Raw genomic sequence first — 18,660 nt, 5'->3', positions numbered from 1 at the left:
CGTGCGATGCTGGCGGCATGAGTTCAGGCGTGGTGAGCGGACCCGGCCCGAGGGTCGGGATGGCCCTGCTGTCGATGGACGACGACGGGGGCCTGGAACCGTTCTACGCCGATCTGCTGGCCGGCCTGGAGGAAGAGCTCGACCGGCACGACGGCACGGTGTTCCTGCACGTCGTGCCCGACCTGGACGCCGAGATCCTGGCCTACCGGCGCTGGGCGGACGAGGGCCTGGTGGACGCGGTGGTGGTGTCCGACCTGGTCGACGGCGACCCCCGGCAGGCGGTGTGCGCCCAGCTCGGTCTTCCCGCCGTCCACATCGGGGGCGACCCGGCGTCGGGGGAGTGGGTGGTCGACTACGACAACGCCGGGGCGATGCGCGCCGCCGTGGAGCATCTCACCGGCCTGGGACACCGCGACATCGGCTGGGTCTCCGGCCCGCAGCGCTACCGCCACACCCGGGCCCGCGCCACGGCGTTCGCCGAGGCCGTCGCCGCGGCGGGCGGTCAGGGCCTGCGGCGGGAGGGGGACTACGGGGCCGGTTCCGGCGCGTCGCTCACCGGCGAACTGCTCGACGCCGCGCCGCGTCCCACCGCGGTGGTGTACGACAACGACCTGATGGCCGTGGCCGGGGTGCGCGAGGTGCTGCGCCGGGGGCTGCGGGTGCCGCAGGACGTGTCCATCCTGGCCTGGGACGACTCCGCGAACAGCCGGATCTGCCACCCACCGCTGTCGGTGGTGAGCCGCGACGTGCACGAGCTCGGCGTGCTCACGGCCGGGCTGCTGCTGCGGGCGGTCGGCGGCGGGACGCCCGTGGTGGAGACGCCGCCGGTGGCGCAGGTGGTGGCGCGGGCGTCGACGGCCGCGGTGGGGGATGAGCCTCACCACCCCCGGATCCGCGCGAGCTGAGCCCGGTAGGCCGCGCCGGCCAGGGGGTTCTGGCTGTCCGACACCGCGCACCCGCAGTACGCCGACCCGTCGTCGAACAACGAGACGAACCGGATCGACCCCGGGTCCGCGGCCTCCCGCCGCTCCAGCCAGCCGTAGACCGCCTCGAAGAACCGCGGGTTGTCGCCGCCCGACGCGGAAGAGCCCGAGTAGACGCTGAACTCGCCCACCCCGAAGGGCAGTCCGCGCTCGCGGGCGAAGTCGTACCAGTAGTCCCAGCCGTAGTCCTGGGTGAGGTGCGCCTCGATGGCGGCCATGCTGGTGTACGGCTCGTACCAGTCGTAGGCATCGATCGCGACGACGTCGACCTTGCCCTCCACGTACAGGCTCTCGACCTTCGGCTCGGTGCCGTTCTGGGCCGGGCCGACGTTCGGGTTGAACACGATCCTCAGGCCCGGCGCGCGCCGGCGCAGCTGCGTGACCGCCCGGGAGAACTGCTCCCTCCAGTGCGCGGCGTCGGTGGCGTGCGAGTAGCAGCAGTTCATCTCCCAGCCCAGCCGCACCAGGGCGTCCGGGTCGACGGCGGCGATCTCGGCGCCCAGTTCATGCCAGTCGTGGTTGCTGCCCTCGTCCCCGTCGTCGGTCCACAGGGGCACCGACAGGATGAAGTCGTCCCGCTCGGCCCGGAACGTGGACGGAACCGAACCCGCCCACCACGGATTGAGCTGCGCCGGCCAGCTGGAGCGGTCGGTGTAGGCCTCGACGTTGTCCACCGGGGCGCCCCGCCAGGCGGCGAAGTCGTCCGCCGCCTGCCCGGAGTGCTGGAAGAAACCGCCGTCGCTCCACGGCATCCCGGACGCGTACCCCGGCGCTGCCGCCGGATCCGCCGCCGCGCTGTTCACGAAGGCGCTGCCCGCCACCAGCGCCGTGGCGGTGGCCAGAGCGGCCACCGCCACGCTGACCGGATGGACGCGTCGCATGGGAACTCCTGTTCCCCCGGCGGAACTGCCCGGGATCGCCTGAGGATCGGACCGATCCAGACCCTTCGGCGTCCCGAAAGATCAGCTCGCGCCCGGCAACCGGCGTTCCACCCGGAAGGGGGACATCAGCCGTGCGCCTCCCGCTCCACCGCGGTGACGTGCAGCACCAGGGCCTGCTGCGGCCACAGCGCCGGGATCTGGAGCCCGATCGTGCCCAGCGCCCGCCCGGTCAGCACCACCTCACCGCGCTCCAGCCACGGCGGCGTGACCCAGCCCCAGCGGGCCGCGCCCACCTCGTCCCGCACCCGCACCCGGTAACGGCGCCGCGGGTCCAGCCCCGGCAGGCGCACCGGTTCGGGACGGGCGTCCTCCAGCGACGCCACCGTGGCCACCGTCCAGACCCCGGCACCCGCGTCGGGAGCGACCACGCCCCGCACGCGCAGCGCCGGGTCACGCACATCGGTATGGACGACGGAACCGGTGTGCAGCAGCCCCCGCAGCTCGCGGTACAGCCCGGCGAAGGCCCGCAGCCGCTGCACCTGCGCGTCGTCGCACTCCAGCACGTTCCACTCGAACCCGGCCGATCCGGTCAGGCTGGTGGCCAGCCGGTACGACAGGTCCACCGTGCGCCCCGAACTGTGCGCCGTGGGCGGGCCCACGTGCGCGCCGATCAGCTCCGGCGGCAGCAGCAGCTCGGTCCAGCGCTGGATGTCCTGCCGTTCCACCGCGTCGTTGGAGTCGCTGGCCCACACCCGGTCGGCCACCTCGATCACACCCAGGTCGCAGCGGGCCCCGCCGGAGGAACAGGACTCGATCTCCAGCCCGGGATGACGCGACTTCAGCTCGGCCATCAGCCGCAGCGCCGCCCGGGTCTGTTCATGGACGCCCGGCCGCCCCTCGTGCCTCGCGTCCACCAGGTCGCGGTTGTGGTCCCATTTGATGAAGGCCAGATCGAGGACGGCGACCAGACCGCTCATCCGCTCCAGCAGATAGTCGTACGCCGCCGGCCGGGCCAGGTCGAGCACGTACTGCGTGCGCCACGACAGCCCCTGCGGCGAGGGCACCTGCGCCGGGTCGTGCAGCAGCCAGTCCGGGTGGGCGCGGGCCAGATCCGAGTCCAGGCTGACCATCTCGGGCTCGAACCACAACCCGAACTGCATGCCCAGCTCCCGCACCCGGGCGGCCAGCGGCTCCAGCCCGTCCGGCCACACGCCGCGGTCCACCGACCAGTCACCCAGGCCTCGGGTGTCGTCACGACGGGCCGGGAACCAGCCGTCGTCCAGCACGAACCGCTCCACCCCGATCTCCGCCGCCCGCTCGGCCAGCCGTACCACCGTGGCCGGGTCGTGGTCGAAATAGACTGCCTCCCAGGTGTTCAGCACCAGCGGCCGGGGCGTGCGCGGATGCCGCGACCGCGAGCGCAGGTAGCGGTGGAACCGGCCGGTGACGCCGTCCAGCCCCTCGTCCGACCAGGCGAACCAGGCCGTCGGCGAGGAGTACGCCTCGCCCGGCCGCAGCACGATCTCGCCCGGGCGCAGCAGTTCCCCGGCCCCCAGCAGCGTCGGGTTGTCGGGCAGCCGGTCGGTGCGGTAGGTGACGTCGGCGCTCCAGGCCAGGTGCACCGCCCAGACCTCGCCGGAGCGGTTGCGGACCGGCCCGTCCGACAGCGCCAGCAGCCACGGCTGGTCGTGCCCGGGCCGCCCGCGGCGGGTCTGCCGGGCCAGCGACCCCCGGCCCAGAGGTGACGGCCGGGGCACCTTCTCGCGGGTCCAGCGGCCGGAGAAGGTCAGGACGTCGTCCGCCCGGGTGGGTACCGGCAGCGTCGGTTCCAGCCACTGCACCTCCACCGGGGCGGCGTCAGAGCTGTCGGTGCTGTCGGAGCTCAGCGTGTGCGAAACCCCCAGCAGACCACCCGGTTCCAGGTGCAGCCGGATGCTCAGCCCCAGGCCGGCCCGCCGGTCCCGCAGCCGGGCCACCAGCTCGTGCTCCCCGCCGCTCACCTCCACCGGTTCCCAGCGCGGCACCAGCGCCACCCCGTCCCGCGCCAGCAGCGTCCCTGGTCGTCCCGGCCAGCCGTCCGGCTCCACCGGCAGCAGACCCGGACGCCAGGCCGCGTCGAGCGTGCCCGGCGGGGTCTGGCGCTCGTCGGCGGCGAGCAGCTCGTCCAGGTCCGCCGGGTCCAGCTCACCCGGGTCGGCGCCCCAGTGCTGGACGACCGGCGGACCCTCCTCGGGATGCCGGACGATGACGGCGACGCCGTCGCGGCGCAGCAGACTGGTGTGCACACGTGCTCCTTCGCGATCGTGATGGATGGTCATGGCCAGCAGGCCGTTTCAGGGTGCGGGTGCCTTCGGGCGCGCGGTCCCCACCGGGCGCGCGGTGTCTCCCGGCGTCGTCCCCCGGGGCTCGGCGTGCACCAGCGGCGAGCGCAGCACCACCAGCGCCCCACCCACCGCCGCCGCCGTCCCGGCGTCCGGCGACACCAGAACCCGCACCGGGCGCAGCAACCGGGCCAGTGCCCCGCGCCCCGCCGCCCGGGTGGCCGCCTCGGCGTACACCGGCCCCGCGGTCACCAGCGCCGGGCCCGACAGCACCACCGTGTCCAGGTCGAACAGGTTCATCATCGTGACCACCGCGTCGGCCAGCCGCTCCGCCGACGCCCGCAGCAACCGCGACGCCCGGTCGTCGCCCCGCTCGGCGGCCACCGCCAGCCGCTCGAAGTCGGTCAGCGTGTCGTCCGGGTGGCCCGACAACCGCAGCCGCACCCGCTCCAGCGGATCGGCCGCCGCCTGCGCCACCACCGCCGCCGGCCCGGCCGTCACCTCCGCGCACCCCCGGTTTCCGCACGCGCACAGCGTCGCGGCCGGGTCCAGCGGAACATGCCCGATCTCCACCGGGTTCGCGCCCGCCCCACCGAACCCCTCACCGTCGATCACCACCCCGCCACCGATGCCGCCGCCCACCCAGACCACCCCGAACGTGCGCACGTCCACCGTTCCCGTCCACCGCTCGCTCACCGCCGCCGCCGTGGCGTCGTTCTCCAGAAGCACCGGCAGAGAAAGCAGTTCGGCCAGCGTGCCGGCCAGCGGGAAACGCTGCCAGGCCGGCGTGGGCTGCGCGGTCAGGATCATCCCGCGCTCGCGGTCCTGCGGTCCGTGGGTGACCAGGCCCAGGCCCAGCACCCGCTCCCGGGGGACGGCGGCCGAGGTGAGCAGCTGCTCGACATGGGCGGCCAGGGCGGTCAGGGTGTCGCCCGGCGGGCCGTCGCCGACACCGGGGGAGTGGGCGCTGACCAGCCGGCGGCCGGTGAAGTCGGTGATCACGGTGGTGGTCGCGCAGCGCGAGAGCTGAACGCCCACGGCGTACCAGGCGTCCGGTGCCAGGTCGAGAAGACGCCGGGGCGAGCCGACGGCGCCGGGGCGGCGCCCGGCCTCGCGCACCAGCCCGCCGCCGAGCAGGTCGCGCACGGTGTGGGTGATGGTGGCGGCGGTCAGGCCGGTTCGCTGGGCCAGTTCCACCCGGCTGATCGGGCCGGCGGTGCGGATCAGGTCGAGGACGGAAGCGAGTGTCGTCGTTGCCAAAGCGCTCCCTCGGGACAGGTGAAGCAGGGCTGAATCAGAGCTTTTTCACGGTGGTTTCGTCAGGGTGTTCATCGGGGTGGTCGTCGGGGTGGACGACAGATGTGGAGCAGGAGGAAGACATGGTTGTCGCCGGTGAACAGCACCGCCGCGATGTCCCGCGCCTATATTGACACACTAAATTTAGTAAAGTAAGAATTGCGCCCAACCGCAGAGTCGCGGGAGACGAGCCGCCGGTCACGACCCTGGCGGTGGACGGGAAGGACCAAGGATGTTCCTTAGCGCGATGAGGGCTCGCTCCCGGACGGACCGGGCCCGGGCCCTGAGAACGGCGGCCGCTCTGGCCGCGATCGGCCTGCTCGCGGCGGGATGCTCGGGCAGCAGCGGCACCGGTGGGGGCTCGGGGGGCGGCACCACCACCCTGGTCGCCTACACCGGCCAGTCCGGTGACTACCAGATCAACTTCAACCCGTTCTCGCCGACCCAGATCGGTGGGGGCGCGGCGATCTACGAGCAGCTCTTCTTCATCAACAAGGCCGGCAGCGGCGAGCCGGAGCCCCTGCTGGGCACCGACTACTCCTGGAACGACGACGGCACCGAGCTCACCGTCACCCTGCGCGACGACGTGAAATGGACCGACGGGGAAGCCTTCACGGCCGACGACGTGGTGTTCACCTTCAACATCCTGAACGAGCACCAGTCGCTCAACTCGATCGGCTACGACGGCACGGCCGAGGCCACCGACGACACCCACGTGGTGTTCACCTTCGACGAGCCGGCCTTCACCCAGGGCCCGGACGTGCTCGGCAACACCTTCATCGTGCCCGAGCACCTGTGGAAGGACGTCGACCCGGAGACCGACGTGATGGAGAATCCGGTCGGCACCGGGCCGCTCAAGCTCGGCGAGTTCAAGGCCCAGGCCTTCACCTACGTCGCCAACGAGGACTACTGGGGCGACGTCCCGGCGATCAAGACCGTCCGCTTCCTGTCGCTGTCGGGCAACACCGCCGGCGCCGACGGCGTGGCCTCCGGCACGATCGACTGGCAGACCGGCCCGGTCCCGAACATCGACAAGGTGGCCGAGACCTACCCGGGCTACGACTCGCTCACCGTCAACCAGAGCCAGATGGCGCTGCTCACCTGCTCCAACGAGGAACTCGGCTGCGCCGGCCCGCAGACCGACCCGGCCGTGCGCCGGGCCATCTACCACGCGATCGACCGGAAACAGCTGAACGCGCTGGCCTTCCAGAACACGGCCACCGAGATCTCGCCGACCTTCGTGCTCACCTCGAACCAGAAGCAGATGATCTCCTCCTCGATCCAGGAGCCGGTCGCCGCCGAGACCGCCGACGTCGCCGCGGCCGCCGCGGACCTGGAGGGCGCGGGCTGGGCCAAGGGCGGCGACGGCATCTACGCCAAGGGCGGCGAGAAACTGTCCGTCACCGTCGAGGTGGTCACCGGCTGGACCGACTACATCACCGCCGTGCAGACGATGGCCCAGCAGCTCAAGGCCGCCGGCATCGAGCTGAAGGTGTCGCAGTCGTCCTGGAACGAGTGGACCGAGAAGAAGACCCAGGGCAAGTACGAGCTGGCCATCGACTCGCTCTACCAGGGCTCGGCGCCCGACCCGTACTACGTGTACAACAACTTCTTCGCCACCACGGCCACCGCCAAGGTCGGGAAGACGTCGGGCAACAACGTGTCCCGCTACTCCGACCCGGAGGTCGACGAAGCGATCAAGGCCCTGCGCCGGCTGCCGCAGGACGACACCGCCGGCCGCCAGCCGTACCTGGACACGATCGAGACGGCCATCGTCGAGGACATGCCCTACATCCCGATCCTCACCGGCGGCACCACCAGCGAGTGGAGCATCAAGAAGTTTGAGGGCTGGCCCAGCGCCGACAACCTCTACGCGGTGCCCGCGGTGTGGTCGAAGAACGACTTCGCCGCCATCATCAAGCAGCTGAAGCCGGCGTCCTAGACCGCCTTTCGCGGCCGGCCCGGACGGGCGTCCCTGCCCCGTCCGGGCCGCACCGCACCCCCTGTGCTCGCACGAAGCAGTCGGAAGGCGGTCGTGGCGTGAACTACGTCCTGCGCAAACTCCTCTTCTACGCGGTCGCCGTCTGGGCGGCCGTCACCCTCAACTTCGCCATCCCGCGGTTGCTGCCCGGCAACCCGGTCGACATCCTGCTGGCCAAGCTCCAGGCCCGTGGCGGCACCGTCACCCCGGCCTCCCGCGAGGCCTACGCCGCCCTGCTCGGCGGGGACAGCAAGGACCCGCTGCTCACCCAGTACTGGACCTACCTGGTCAATCTCGTGCACGGCGACCTCGGCACCTCGGTGACCTACTTCCCGACCAAGGTCACCGACGTCATCTCCACCTCGATGCCCTGGACCATCGCCCTGGTCGGCATCGCCACCGTGATCGCCGCCTGCCTGGGCGTGCTGCTCGGGGCCGTCGTCGGCTGGCGGCCCGGCACCTGGCTGGACTCGGCCGTTCCCGCCACCACGATTCTCGCCGCGGTGCCGTACTTCTGGCTCGCCCTGGTGCTGGTCTACCTGCTGGCCCGGGTGCTCGGCTGGTTCCCCTCGCAGGGCGGCTACGACGTGGTGCTCAGCCCCGGCTTCAACGGCCCGTTCATCGAGTCGACGATCCGCTACGGCTTCGTGCCGGCCCTCACCATCGTGCTGGCCTCGCTCGGCGGCTGGCTGCTGGGCATGCGCAACATGATGGTCTCCACCCTGTCCGAGGACTACGTGCTCACCGCCCGGGCGAAAGGCCTTCCGGAGAACAAGATCCTGCGCAACTACGCCGCCCGCAACGCGGTGCTGCCCTCGATCGCCGGGTTCGCCATCTCCCTCGGCTTCGTGGTGTCCGGCTCGGTCGTCACCGAGCAGGTGTTCTCCTACCCGGGCATCGGCTCGAAACTGCTGTCGGCCGTGCAGAACAACGACTACGCCCTGATGCAGGGCATCTTCCTCTACATCACCCTGGCCGTGCTCGGAGCGAACCTGGTCGTCGACCTGCTCTACGGCCTCATCGACCCGCGCACCCGGGCGAAGGCCTGAGAGGAGAACGCCGATGAGCACCTCGCACTCCGAGACGCCCGCCTCCGGGACGCCCGTCCCCGGCACCTCCGGCACCCGGGACACTCCAGCGACCCCGACCGGTGCGTCCACCGTCGACGCCCGGCTGGTCACCCAGGAGACCCCGCCCGCACCGGCGTCCGCCGCCGGCCCGGGCGGGCCGCTCGCCGCACCGCCGCCCACCCCGGCGAGCGTCCCACCTGCCCAGCCCCGCCGGCGCGGCTGGCGCTCCCTGCTGCCGACCATGACCCCCTGGCTGGCCACGGGTCTCACCCTCGTCGTCGCCATCGCCCTGTTCGGCGCGATCGGCCCCTACCTGGTCGGCGACCCGGACGCGATCAACGACATCGGCCTGGCCGGGCCGTCCGGCGCCAACCTGCTGGGCACCACGCAGACCGGCCAGGACGTGCTCTCGCAGCTGGCCTACGCCACCCGCGGCTCGCTCCAGATCGGCCTGCTGGTCGGCGTGATGGCCACCGTGCTGTCCGCCTTCTTCGGCATCTACGGCGCCTACCTGGGCGGGTTCGCCGACGAGGCGTTCTCGTTGCTGTCCAACGTCTTCCTGGTCATCCCCGGCCTGCCGCTGGTGATCGTGATCTCCGGCTTCGTGCCGCCGGAGGACCGCGGCCTGTGGACGATCGCCCTGGTGCTGGCGCTGACCAGCTGGGCCGCCTCGTCCCGGGTGCTACGCGCGCAGACCCTCTCGGTGCGCAACCGGGACTACGTGTCCGCCGCCCAGCTGGCCGGTGAACGGCCCTGGCGGGTGATCGCGGTGGAGATCCTGCCGAACCTGCTGCCGGTGCTGGCCTCCCAGTTCGTCTACGCGGTGATCGCGGCCATCCTCGGTGAGGCCGGCCTGTCGTTCCTCGGCCTGGGCGCCTCCAACTCCTCCACCCTGGGCACCATGCTGTTCTACGCGCAGAACGGTTTCGCCCTGCCGCTGGGGGCCTGGTGGTGGTTCGTGCCACCCGGCCTGATGATCGCCCTGTTCGGGATGGGCCTGTCGCTGATCAACTTCTCGATCGACGAAATCATCGACCCCAAGCTGAAGAACGCCCGCACCGCCCGCCGGCGCCTGCGCCTGGCCGCCCGGGCGGGGAAGGAGGCACGATGAGCACCACGACGCAGGAGCACGCCGACCCGCTCACCCGCCGCCCGGTCCTGACCGTGCGCGACCTGACCGTGGTATACGAGACCGAGCAGCCGGTCACCGCCGTCAGCTCCGCCTCGCTCCAGCTGCACCGCGGTGAGATCCTCGGCCTGGCGGGCGAATCCGGCTGCGGCAAGACCACCCTGGCCTACGCCGTCAACCGGCTGCACCAGCCGCCGGCCCGGATCGCCGGCGGATCGGTGGTGTTCCACGACCGCGACGGCGGCGACGTCGACCTGCTCGCCCTGAAGGACGAGCCGCTGCGAAAATTCCGCTGGACGCAGCTGTCGATGGTGTTCCAGGGCGCGATGAACTCGCTCAACCCGGTGCGCACCGTCGGCTACCAGCTCGACGACACGCTCCGGGCCCACGACCCGTCGATGAGCAGGGCGCGGCGCCGCGAGCGGGCGGCCGAGGTGCTGACCCGGGTGGGTGTCGACCCGGTGCGGCTGCGCTCGTACCCGCACGAGCTGTCCGGCGGCATGCGCCAGCGCACGATGATCGCGATGGCCATGCTGATGCAGCCGCAGATCATGATCATGGACGAGCCGACCACCGCCCTGGACGTGGTGGTGCAGCGCGAGATCCTGCGCGAGATCCTGCGGCTGCGCGACGAACTCGACTTCGCGGTGCTGTTCATCACGCACGACCTGCCGCTGCTGCTGGAGATCGCCGACCGGATCGCGGTGATGTACCGCGGCGAGATCGTCGAGCTGGAGACCGCCCAGAAGCTGCACGAGGCCGCTCAGCACCCGTACACCCGCAAGCTGCTGGGCTCGTTCCCCAGCCTCACCGGCGAACGCAGCGACTTCGTCCGCGCGGGCGCCCACGACCGCGACGGCCGGCAGGAGGAGTGGTCCGTATGACCAGCGTGCACGTCACCGACCTGACCAAGGACTACGCGATCCGCGACGGGCTGCGCCGCCGCCGGCTGCGGGCGGTCGACCGGGTCAGCTTCGACCTCACCCCCGGGCGCACCGTGGCCCTGGTCGGGGAGTCCGGCTCGGGCAAGTCGACCATCGCGAAACTCCTCACCCGGCTGGAGCGTCCATCCTCCGGGCGGATCGAGGTGACTCAGGACGACGGGACGCCCGTGCCGAACCAGGCCTACCGGCGGCACGTCCAGATGGTGTTCCAGGACCCGTTCGCCTCGCTCAACCCGTTCCACTCCGTCGCCCACCACATCGCCCGCCCGCTGCGGCTGCACCGCCGCACCCGCGACGCCGCGTCCACCCGGGCCGAGGTGCTGTCGATGCTGGAACGCGTCAACCTCACCCCGGCCGAGGCGATGGCCGACCGGCGCCCGCACGAGCTGTCCGGCGGCCAGCGCCAGCGGGTGGCGATCGCCCGGGCCCTGGCCCCCGGCGCCCAGGTGCTGATCGCCGACGAGCCGGTCTCGATGCTCGACGTGTCCATCCGGCTGGGCGTTCTCAACCTGCTCGGGCGTCTCCAGCGGGAGAGCGACCTGGCGGTGCTCTACATCACCCACGACCTGGCCACCGCCCGGCACTTCTCCGACGAGATCCTGGTGCTGCACCACGGCCGGGTGGTGGAACGCGGGCCCTCCGACGCGGTGATCCTCGACCCGCACCACGACTACACCAAGCTGCTGGCCCTGTCGGCACCCGACCCCAACCGGGTCGGGGCGGTGGTGCACTCCACCGCCCCCGACCGCGAATCCATCGACGACACCGTGGGTTACGACCACCACCTCGGCGACTGGGTGCCCACCGGCACGCAGGCGAAGCAGCAGACCGAGGGGTCGGCCGCATGAAACTTGCCGACGGGCTGGTCTACGGCGGCGACTACAACCCCGAGCAGTGGCCGCGCGAGACCTGGACCGAGGACATGCGGCTCATGCGCGAGGCCGGCGTCAATCTGGTCACCCTCGGCGTGTTCGCCTGGGGCACGGTCGAGACCGCCGACGGGGTGTTCGACTTCGGCTGGCTCGACGAGATCATCGGCCTGCTGCACGAGAACGGCATCGGCATCGACCTGGCCACCCCGACCGCCGCCCCGCCCAGCTGGCTGCACACCGCCCACCCGGAGATCCTGCCCTTCGACGGCGACCTGTACCAGCAGCCGCCCGGCGGCCGTAACGCCTGGTGCCCCAGCTCGCCGGTGTTCCGCCGCTACGCGCTGCGCATCGCCGAGCAGCTGGCCCGCCGCTACGGCGAGCATCCGGCGCTGCGGCTGTGGCACGTCGGCAACGAGCTGGGCGGCGGCAACGCCCGCTGCTACTGCGACGTCTCGGCGGCCGCGTTCCGGCAGTGGCTGCACGAGCGGCACGGCGGCGTGGAGGCGGTGAACCAGGCCTGGGGCACGAACGTCTGGGGCCACCGGTACAACCACTACGACGAGATCCTGCCGCCCCGGGGCAAGCACGGCGCCCCCAACCCGGGCCTGTTCCTCGACTACGAGCGGTACTCCTCCGACGCCCTGCTCGCCCACTACCTGGCCGAGCGCGAGGTGCTGCAACGCTTCTCGGACCGCCCGGTGACGACCAACCTGATGGTCGGCCCGGGCGCCCAGGTGGCCGACTACGCCCGCTGGGCCCCGTACACCGACATCGTCGCCAACGACCACTACACCCTGGTCGACGACCCGGACCGGGCGATCGAGCTGGCCTGCTCCGGCGACCGGATGCGCGGCATGACCCGGCAGCGCGAACCCTGGCTGCTGATGGAGCATTCCACCGGTGGGCCGAGCTGGCAGCAGCGCAACCGGGCCAAGGACCCGGGCGAGATCGCCCGCAACTCCCTGGCTCACGTGGCGCGCGGCTCCGACGGCGCGATGTTCTTCCAGTGGCGCGCCGCCGCCACCGGCGCCGAGCAGTTCCACTCGGCCATGCTGCCGCACAGCGGCACCGGCTCCCGGGTGTGGCGCGAGGTGGTCGAGCTCGGCGGGATGCTGAGATCGCTGGCGGAGGTGGCCGGTTCGCGGGTGGAACCGGCCCGGGTGGCGATGATCGTGGACGACGAGTCCGGCTGGTACCTCCAGCACGGCCTGAAGCCGCACCGCGGCCTGCGGTACGGGCGCGAGCTGCGGGCCTGGCACCGGGCGCTGTGGCGCAGGCAGGTGCTGACCGACCTGATCCCGGTCACCGGGGTGACGGACGGTGGGCTGGACGGTTACGACCTGGTGCTGGTGCCCGGCCTGATGCTGGTGCACGACGAGGTGGCCGCCGCGCTGGCGGCCGTGCCCGCGCGCGGCGGCACCCTGCTGGTCACCTACCTGTCCGGCGTGTGCGACCCGGCGGGGCGGGTGCGCACCGGCGGCTTCCCCGGCGCTTTCCGCGACGTGCTGGGCGTTTTCACCGACGAGTTCTACCCGCTCCAGGCCGGCGAGGAGGTGCCGCTCGACGACGGCGGCGTGGTGCGCGACTGGACCGAGCGGGTGCAGGCGGTGGACGCCGGCGTCGTGGTGTCGTACACCGGCAGCTCGCTGGCCGGTGGCCCGGCGGTGACCCGCCGGGCGTACGGCGAGGGCGCCGCCTGGTACGTGTCGGCGGCGTTGCCGGCGAGCAGCATCGAGGCGATCACCGAGCGCCTGGTGGCCGAGGCCGGCCTGCCGCGCACCGTGCGGGCACCCCCCGGCCTGGAGGCCGTGCGCCGGATCGGGGACGATGCCGCGTACCTGTTCCTGATCAACCACCGCGACGAACCGGTCGAGGTCGTGGCCGAGGGCATCGACCTGCTCACCGACGAGAAGGCCGGCCCGGTCACGGTCGTGCCGGCCGGGGGAGTGCGGGTCGTGCGCGAGTCGTCAGTCGAAACACCCCGGAGGGCAGTGTGAAACACCAGAACCTGAGCAGCGGATGGACCGTGGCCGCGACGGCCGGGCCGGTGCCGGAGGCGGCCCGCGGGCCGGTGCCCGCGGCGGTGCCCGGCTGCGTGCACACCGATCTGCTCGCCGTCGGCGCGATCGCCGAGCCCTACGACGACGCGAACGAGAGTGGCCTGGAGTGGTTCCACCACAGCGACTGGCGCTACACCACCATGCTGGAGATGCCCGCGCCCGCCGAGGGTGAGCGGGTGGACCTGGTGTTCGACGGCATCGACACGGTCTCCACCGTGCGGCTGGGCGACGCCGTGCTGGGCCGTACCGAGAACATGCACCGGGGCTACCGGTTCGACGTCACTCAGCTGATAACAGGCTCGGAGCAGACACTCACCGTCGACATCGCCTCGGCCACCGCGCACGCCGAGGCGCTGCGCGGGCGGCTCGGCGACCGGCCGGGGGCGTACGCGCCGCGGCCGTTCAACTTCGTCCGCAAGATGGCCTGCTCGTTCGGCTGGGACTGGGGCCCCGACCTGCGCACCGCGGGGCTGTGGAAGCCGGTGCGGGTGGAGCGCTGGTCCACCGCGCGGCTGGCCCGGGTGCGCCCGCTGACCGGCGTGGCCGCCGACGGTGCGGGCACCGTGGAGGTGCACGTCGACCTGGAGCGCTCCGGGCTGGAACCGGCCGCCGCCGTGCGGGTGCGGGCGCAGGTGCTGGGCGTGTCGGTGGCCACGACGGTGCCGGCCGGCGAGGACGGCGCGGTGCTCACGCTGCGGGTGCCGGGGGCGCCGCTGTGGTGGCCCACCGGCCACGGTGAGCAGCCGCTGGCCGAGCTCACGGTCCACTTGGGGGACGACGAGGAGCCCCTGGACCGCTGGAGCCGGCGCATCGGTTTCCGCACCGTCGAGATCGACACCGGTGACGACGAGAACGGCACCCGGTTCACGATTCTCGTCAATGGCAGACCGATCGCGGTGCGCGGGGCCAACTGGATCCCCGACGACCACTTCGTCACCCGGATCACCCGGGAACGGGTGGCCCGGCGGATCGGCCAGGCCCTGGGCGCGAACCTCAACCTGCTGCGGGTCTGGGGCGGCGGCGTCTACGAGTCCGACGACTTCTACGAATTGTGCGACGAGCACGGCGTTCTGGTGTGGCAGGACTTCCTGCTCGCCTGCGCGGCCTACCCGGAGGAGGAACCGCTGCGCTCCGAGATCGAGGCTGAGGCGCGCGAGAACGTGGTGCGGCTGATGCCCCACCCGTCGCTGGTGCTGTGGAACGGCGGCAACGAGAACCTGTGGGGTCACGAGGACTGGGGCTGGAAACAGCTGCTGGGCGACGCGACCTGGGGGAAGGACTACGCCGAGAAGCTTTTCGCCGACGTGCTGGCCGAACTCGACCCGACGCGTCCCTACAGCCCGAACAGCCCGTCCACGCCCCGGCGCACGCCGGGGCAGGCGCACCCGAACGACCCCGACCACGGCACCCATCACCAGTGGGACGTGTGGAACCGGATCGACTGGAGCGCCTACAGCAGCGAGATCCCACGGTTCTGCTCGGAGTTCGGGTTCCAGGGCCCGCCGGCCTGGCGCACCCTGACCGATCACGTGCACGCCGAGGACGGCGGCCCGCTGACCGGGGTGGCCGACCCGTGCGCGGACCCGGTGTTCCTGGTGCACCAGAAGGCCGACGACGGCACCGGCAAGCTCGACCGGGGCATGGCGCCGCACACCGGCGTGCCGGCGGACTTCGAGGACTGGCACTGGGCCGCGCAGCTGAACCAGGCCCGGGCGGTGCGGCACGCGGTGCGGCACTACCGGTCGTGGTGGCCGCGCACCGCCGGGTGGATCGTCTGGCAGGTCAACGACTGCTGGCCGGTGGTGTCGTGGGCGCTGGTCGACTCCGAGGAACGGCCCAAGCCGGTGTATTTCGCGGTACGGGAGGCGTCGGCGCCGCGCGCGGTGTTCATCATGGACGAAGACGGTGACCTGAGCCTGGTCGTGGTCAACGACACCGACGAGCCGTGGGAGGGCGAGAGCGACACCCGCCTGGAGACCTTCGCCGGTGACTGGTCGGTGCGGGAGCGCTCCGACGTGTCGGTGGCGCCGCGGTCGGTGGAGGTGCTGCCCCTGCCGGCGGACCTGTCCAGCCCGGGCGACCGCGCCGGCGAGGTGGTGGTGGCCGAGTTCGACGGCGAGCGGGTGGTGCACACCTTCGACCAGGACGTGGACCTGAACCTGCACCCCGACCCGCTGGAGGTCACCGCCGAGAAGGTCGACGGCGGGTACCGGATCGACGTGCTGGCAAGGGAACTCGCGCTCGACGTCACCGTGCTGCCCGACCGGCTGGCCGGCGACGCGCGGGTGGACGACGCGGTGGTCAGCCTGCCCGCCGGCGCGCGGGCGAGCTTCCTGGTGACGACGGCGGCAGAGCTGGACCCGGCCTCGCTGACCGGCCGCCCGGTGCTGCGCACGGCGAACGACCTGCGGGCGGTGACCCTGCGCGATCCGGCCGGCCCGGTCGGTGAGGCGGTGACCGGCGACGCGGAGCCGGTGACGGCGTCCACCCCCTGGTGACCCGGTGGTGACGTGCCCGCGAAACCGGCTTCGGGCGTCCCTGATTGTGACCACAGCGCCACGAGACATCGCGACCGACAGCGCGATTGAGGAGAGATCATGACCCGCCGATTCCCGGACGGCTTCCTGTGGGGAGCCGCCACGTCGTCCTACCAGATCGAGGGGGCGGTCGACGCCGACGGCCGGGGGCCGTCCATCTGGGACACCTTCTCGCGCGAACCCGGGGCGGTGCTGAACGGCGAGAACGGTGACGTCGCCATCGACCACTACCACCGGGTGGGCGACGACGTGAAGCTGATGGCCGACCTGGGCCTGAACGCCTACCGGTTCTCCGTGGCCTGGCCGCGCATCCAGCCCACCGGCTCGGGCCCGGCCGTGCAGGCCGGCCTGGACTTCTACCAGCGGCTGACCGACCAGCTGCTGGACGCCGGGATCGCCCCGGCGCTGACCTTGTACCACTGGGACCTGCCGCAGCCGTTGCAGGACGCCGGGGGCTGGCCGAACCGGGACACCGCCTACCGTTTCGCCGACTACGCGGGCATCGTGGCCGACGCGCTGGGCGACCGGGTGAAGCTGTGGATCACCCTGAACGAGTCGTGGTGCGCCGCCTACCTGGGCTACCTGTCCGGTGAGCACGCCCCCGGCATCCAGGACCCGGCGCAGGCCCTGGCCTCGGTGCACACCCTGAACCTGGCCCACGGCCTGGGTGCCCGGGCGATCCGCTCGGCGCTGGGAGACGGCGCGCAGGTGGCGATCTCGCACAACATCCAGGTGAACAAGGCGGCCACGGACGCTCCCGAGGACGTCGCGGTGAAGACCCGCCTGGACCTGGTGAACAACGAGATCCTGCTCGCCCCGCAGCTCGACGGTGCCTACCCGGAGGGGCTTTTCGAGGCGACCGAGCGATTCACCGACTGGTCGTTCGTGCGGGACGGCGACCTGGACGTCATCCACACCCGGATGGACGCCCTGGGCCTGAACTACTACTCGACCGGCACCGTGCGGGCGGGTGAGGACCCGGACCGTGACCCGTTCCAGCCGACCCTGGTGGACGGGGTGGCGCGGGTGCGGCCGGAGGGCGAGTACACCGAGATGGGCTGGCTGGTGGAGCCGCAGGGCCTGACCGACCTGCTGCTCGAGATGCACCGGCGCTGGCCGGGTCTGCCGTTGTACGTCACCGAGAACGGCGCGGCCTTCGACGACGAGGTGGCGCCCGACGGCCGGGTGCACGACGAGCGGCGCACGGCCTACCTGCACTCCCACGTGGAGGCGGTGGGGCGGGCCATGGACGCCGGGGCCAACGTGCGTGGTTACTTCGCCTGGTCGCTGTTCGACAATTTCGAGTGGTCGTACGGGTACGGAAAGCGTTTCGGGATCGTGCATGTCGACTACGACACGCTCACCCGCACGGTGAAGGACTCCGGGCACTGGTACAGCCGGCTGGCCGGCAGCGGCGTGCTGCCCGGCGTGGACGAGACCACGGCCTGATCCACCGGGTGACGCGCCGGGACGGCAGTCCGCCCCGGCGCGTCACCCGCCGCGTTTCGCACGTGCGAAACTGGGACGCATGACGACCGGCGCGAGCGGGCAGCCCGGGGGCAGGAGCGCCGCCCGGATGCCGACGATGCGGGACATCGCCGATCACGTCGGGGTGTCCCGCCAGCTGGTGTCGCTGGTGCTGCGCGGTGTGCCGGGCCCGAGCCCGCAGTCGCGGGAGCGGGTGCTGGCGGCGGCCGCCGAGCTCGGCTACCGGCCGCACTCCTCGGCCCGCCTGCTGCGGCAGAACCGCACCCATCTGATCGGTGTGGTCTTCGGCATGCGCAATCCCTTCCAGGTGCGTTTCGTGGAGCGGCTGTTCGTGCGGGCGGCCGAGCGCGGCTACGGCGTGGTGCTGGGCCCGGTGACGATCGAGCGACCCACCGACGCCGTGGTGGCCGCGCTGATGGAGGAGAGGGTGGAGGCACTGGCCGCCTTCAACCCCGACCCGGACTCGGCGGCGCTGGCCGCGGCCTGCGAGCTGCTGCCGGTGGTGTGGCTGGGGGAGCGGGCCGGGCGCACCGACGTGGACAACGTGCACGTGGACGAGGCCGGGGGCCTGCGCCTGGCGGTGCGGCACCTGGTGGAGCTGGGGCACCGCGACATCGAGTACGTCGGCGGGCTGGGCGGCACGGTGGGTGCCGATCGGGCGCAGGCGTATCGCGAGGTGATGGCCGAGGCCGGCCTGTCGGCACGGGCCAAGGTGATCCCGAGCGGGTTCTCCGAGGAGGACGGCGCCGCGGCGGCCCGAAAGATTCTGGCGCGCAAGCGGCGTCCCACGGCGGTGGTGTGTGCGGGTGACCAGGTCGCGGCCGGGCTGCTGGCCGTGTTCTCGCGGGCCGGGCTGGGGGTGCCGGACGAGATCTCGGTGGTCGGGTTCGACGACAGCTATGTGGCGTCGTTGTCGTACCACCGGCTCACCTCGGTACGGCAGGACGTGGAGGCGACGGTGGAGGCGGCCCTGACCGCCTTGCTGGACCGGCTGGATCCGCCGGGGGACGAGGCGCCTTCCCCGGGACGGGTGACGCAGACGCCGGCCGAGCTGGTGGTGCGGAAGTCGACCGGGATGGTGCGGGGGTGAGGGTGGCA

At 72.2% G+C, this 18,660-nt stretch carries 13 protein-coding genes; 10 read left to right on the top strand and 3 right to left on the bottom strand.

The window, feature by feature from the left end:
- Nucleotides 1-17: 17 nt before the first annotated feature.
- Nucleotides 18-905: a LacI family DNA-binding transcriptional regulator gene (locus tag KIH74_RS06495; protein ID WP_214154861.1), complete on the top strand. Its 888-nt coding sequence runs from the start codon at nt 18-20 to the stop codon at nt 903-905.
- Here KIH74_RS06495 and KIH74_RS06490 read toward each other — a convergent pair.
- From KIH74_RS06490 to KIH74_RS06480, 3 genes are all read right to left on the bottom strand, one after another.
- Entirely contained in the window at nt 878-1,864 is a 987-nt protein-coding gene (locus tag KIH74_RS06490; protein ID WP_214154860.1) for a glycoside hydrolase family 26 protein, read from the bottom strand. The two genes, KIH74_RS06495 and KIH74_RS06490, sit on opposite strands and share 28 nt — an antisense overlap.
- Before the next feature lie 125 nt (nt 1,865-1,989).
- Entirely contained in the window at nt 1,990-4,149 is a 2,160-nt protein-coding gene (locus tag KIH74_RS06485; protein ID WP_214154859.1) for an alpha-galactosidase, read from the bottom strand.
- A gap of 48 nt (nt 4,150-4,197) precedes the next feature.
- A complete protein-coding gene (locus KIH74_RS06480) occupies nt 4,198-5,445 on the bottom strand; it encodes an ROK family transcriptional regulator (protein ID WP_214154858.1) in 1,248 nt (415 codons plus the stop codon).
- Between the two features lie 283 nt (nt 5,446-5,728).
- Here KIH74_RS06480 and KIH74_RS06475 point away from each other — a divergent pair, with 283 nt between their 5' ends.
- The 9 genes from KIH74_RS06475 (at nt 5,729) to KIH74_RS06435 (ending at nt 18,652) form a co-directional block, all read left to right on the top strand.
- Nucleotides 5,729-7,423 (top strand): ABC transporter substrate-binding protein, encoded by a 1,695-nt coding sequence (locus KIH74_RS06475; protein WP_214154857.1) that lies wholly within the window; start codon nt 5,729-5,731, stop codon nt 7,421-7,423.
- A 98-nt stretch (nt 7,424-7,521) separates the two neighbouring features.
- Nucleotides 7,522-8,511 (top strand): ABC transporter permease, encoded by a 990-nt coding sequence (locus tag KIH74_RS06470; RefSeq protein ID WP_214154856.1) that lies wholly within the window; start codon nt 7,522-7,524, stop codon nt 8,509-8,511.
- 13 nt (nt 8,512-8,524) lie between these two features.
- A complete protein-coding gene (locus tag KIH74_RS06465; RefSeq protein ID WP_214154855.1) occupies nt 8,525-9,643 on the top strand; it encodes an ABC transporter permease in 1,119 nt (372 codons plus the stop codon).
- Nucleotides 9,640-10,545, top strand: coding sequence for an ABC transporter ATP-binding protein (locus tag KIH74_RS06460; protein WP_214154854.1), 906 nt, complete (start codon nt 9,640-9,642; stop codon nt 10,543-10,545). The genes KIH74_RS06465 and KIH74_RS06460 overlap by 4 nt, the downstream gene beginning before the upstream one ends.
- Nucleotides 10,542-11,453: an ABC transporter ATP-binding protein gene (locus KIH74_RS06455; RefSeq protein ID WP_214154853.1), complete on the top strand. Its 912-nt coding sequence runs from the start codon at nt 10,542-10,544 to the stop codon at nt 11,451-11,453. The genes KIH74_RS06460 and KIH74_RS06455 overlap by 4 nt, the downstream gene beginning before the upstream one ends.
- Entirely contained in the window at nt 11,450-13,474 is a 2,025-nt protein-coding gene (locus tag KIH74_RS06450; RefSeq protein ID WP_214154852.1) for a beta-galactosidase, read from the top strand. Before KIH74_RS06455 ends, KIH74_RS06450 begins: the two co-directional genes overlap by 4 nt.
- Nucleotides 13,471-16,035 (top strand): glycoside hydrolase family 2 protein, encoded by a 2,565-nt coding sequence (locus KIH74_RS06445; protein ID WP_214154851.1) that lies wholly within the window; start codon nt 13,471-13,473, stop codon nt 16,033-16,035. The genes KIH74_RS06450 and KIH74_RS06445 overlap by 4 nt, the downstream gene beginning before the upstream one ends.
- 99 nt (nt 16,036-16,134) lie before the next feature.
- Complete coding sequence (locus KIH74_RS06440) at nt 16,135-17,523, top strand: GH1 family beta-glucosidase (protein WP_214154850.1); 1,389 nt, start codon at nt 16,135-16,137, stop codon at nt 17,521-17,523.
- A 79-nt stretch (nt 17,524-17,602) separates the two neighbouring features.
- The gene (locus KIH74_RS06435) at nt 17,603-18,652 is read left to right on the top strand and encodes a LacI family DNA-binding transcriptional regulator (protein ID WP_214154849.1); all 1,050 of its coding nucleotides are present in this window, start codon (nt 17,603-17,605) and stop codon (nt 18,650-18,652) included.
- The last annotated feature ends 8 nt before the right edge of the window (nt 18,653-18,660 follow it).

This window comes from Kineosporia corallincola (assembly GCF_018499875.1).
Lineage (GTDB): Bacteria > Actinomycetota > Actinomycetes > Actinomycetales > Kineosporiaceae > Kineosporia > Kineosporia corallincola.
The sequence above is the reverse complement of the archived record's forward strand: the minus strand, read 5'-3'. Positions and strand labels throughout refer to the sequence as shown.

Coding starts and splice junctions, on each gene's coding strand:
- KIH74_RS06495 (WP_214154861.1), top strand. CDS start 18: ATGAGTTCAGGCGTGGTGAGCGGACCCGGCCCGAGGGTCGGGATGGCC.
- KIH74_RS06490 (WP_214154860.1), bottom strand. CDS start 1,864: ATGCGACGCGTCCATCCGGTCAGCGTGGCGGTGGCCGCTCTGGCCACC.
- KIH74_RS06475 (WP_214154857.1), top strand. CDS start 5,729: ATGAGGGCTCGCTCCCGGACGGACCGGGCCCGGGCCCTGAGAACGGCG.
- KIH74_RS06465 (WP_214154855.1), top strand. CDS start 8,525: ATGAGCACCTCGCACTCCGAGACGCCCGCCTCCGGGACGCCCGTCCCC.
- KIH74_RS06460 (WP_214154854.1), top strand. CDS start 9,640: ATGAGCACCACGACGCAGGAGCACGCCGACCCGCTCACCCGCCGCCCG.
- KIH74_RS06455 (WP_214154853.1), top strand. CDS start 10,542: ATGACCAGCGTGCACGTCACCGACCTGACCAAGGACTACGCGATCCGC.
- KIH74_RS06450 (WP_214154852.1), top strand. CDS start 11,450: ATGAAACTTGCCGACGGGCTGGTCTACGGCGGCGACTACAACCCCGAG.
- KIH74_RS06440 (WP_214154850.1), top strand. CDS start 16,135: ATGACCCGCCGATTCCCGGACGGCTTCCTGTGGGGAGCCGCCACGTCG.
- KIH74_RS06435 (WP_214154849.1), top strand. CDS start 17,603: ATGACGACCGGCGCGAGCGGGCAGCCCGGGGGCAGGAGCGCCGCCCGG.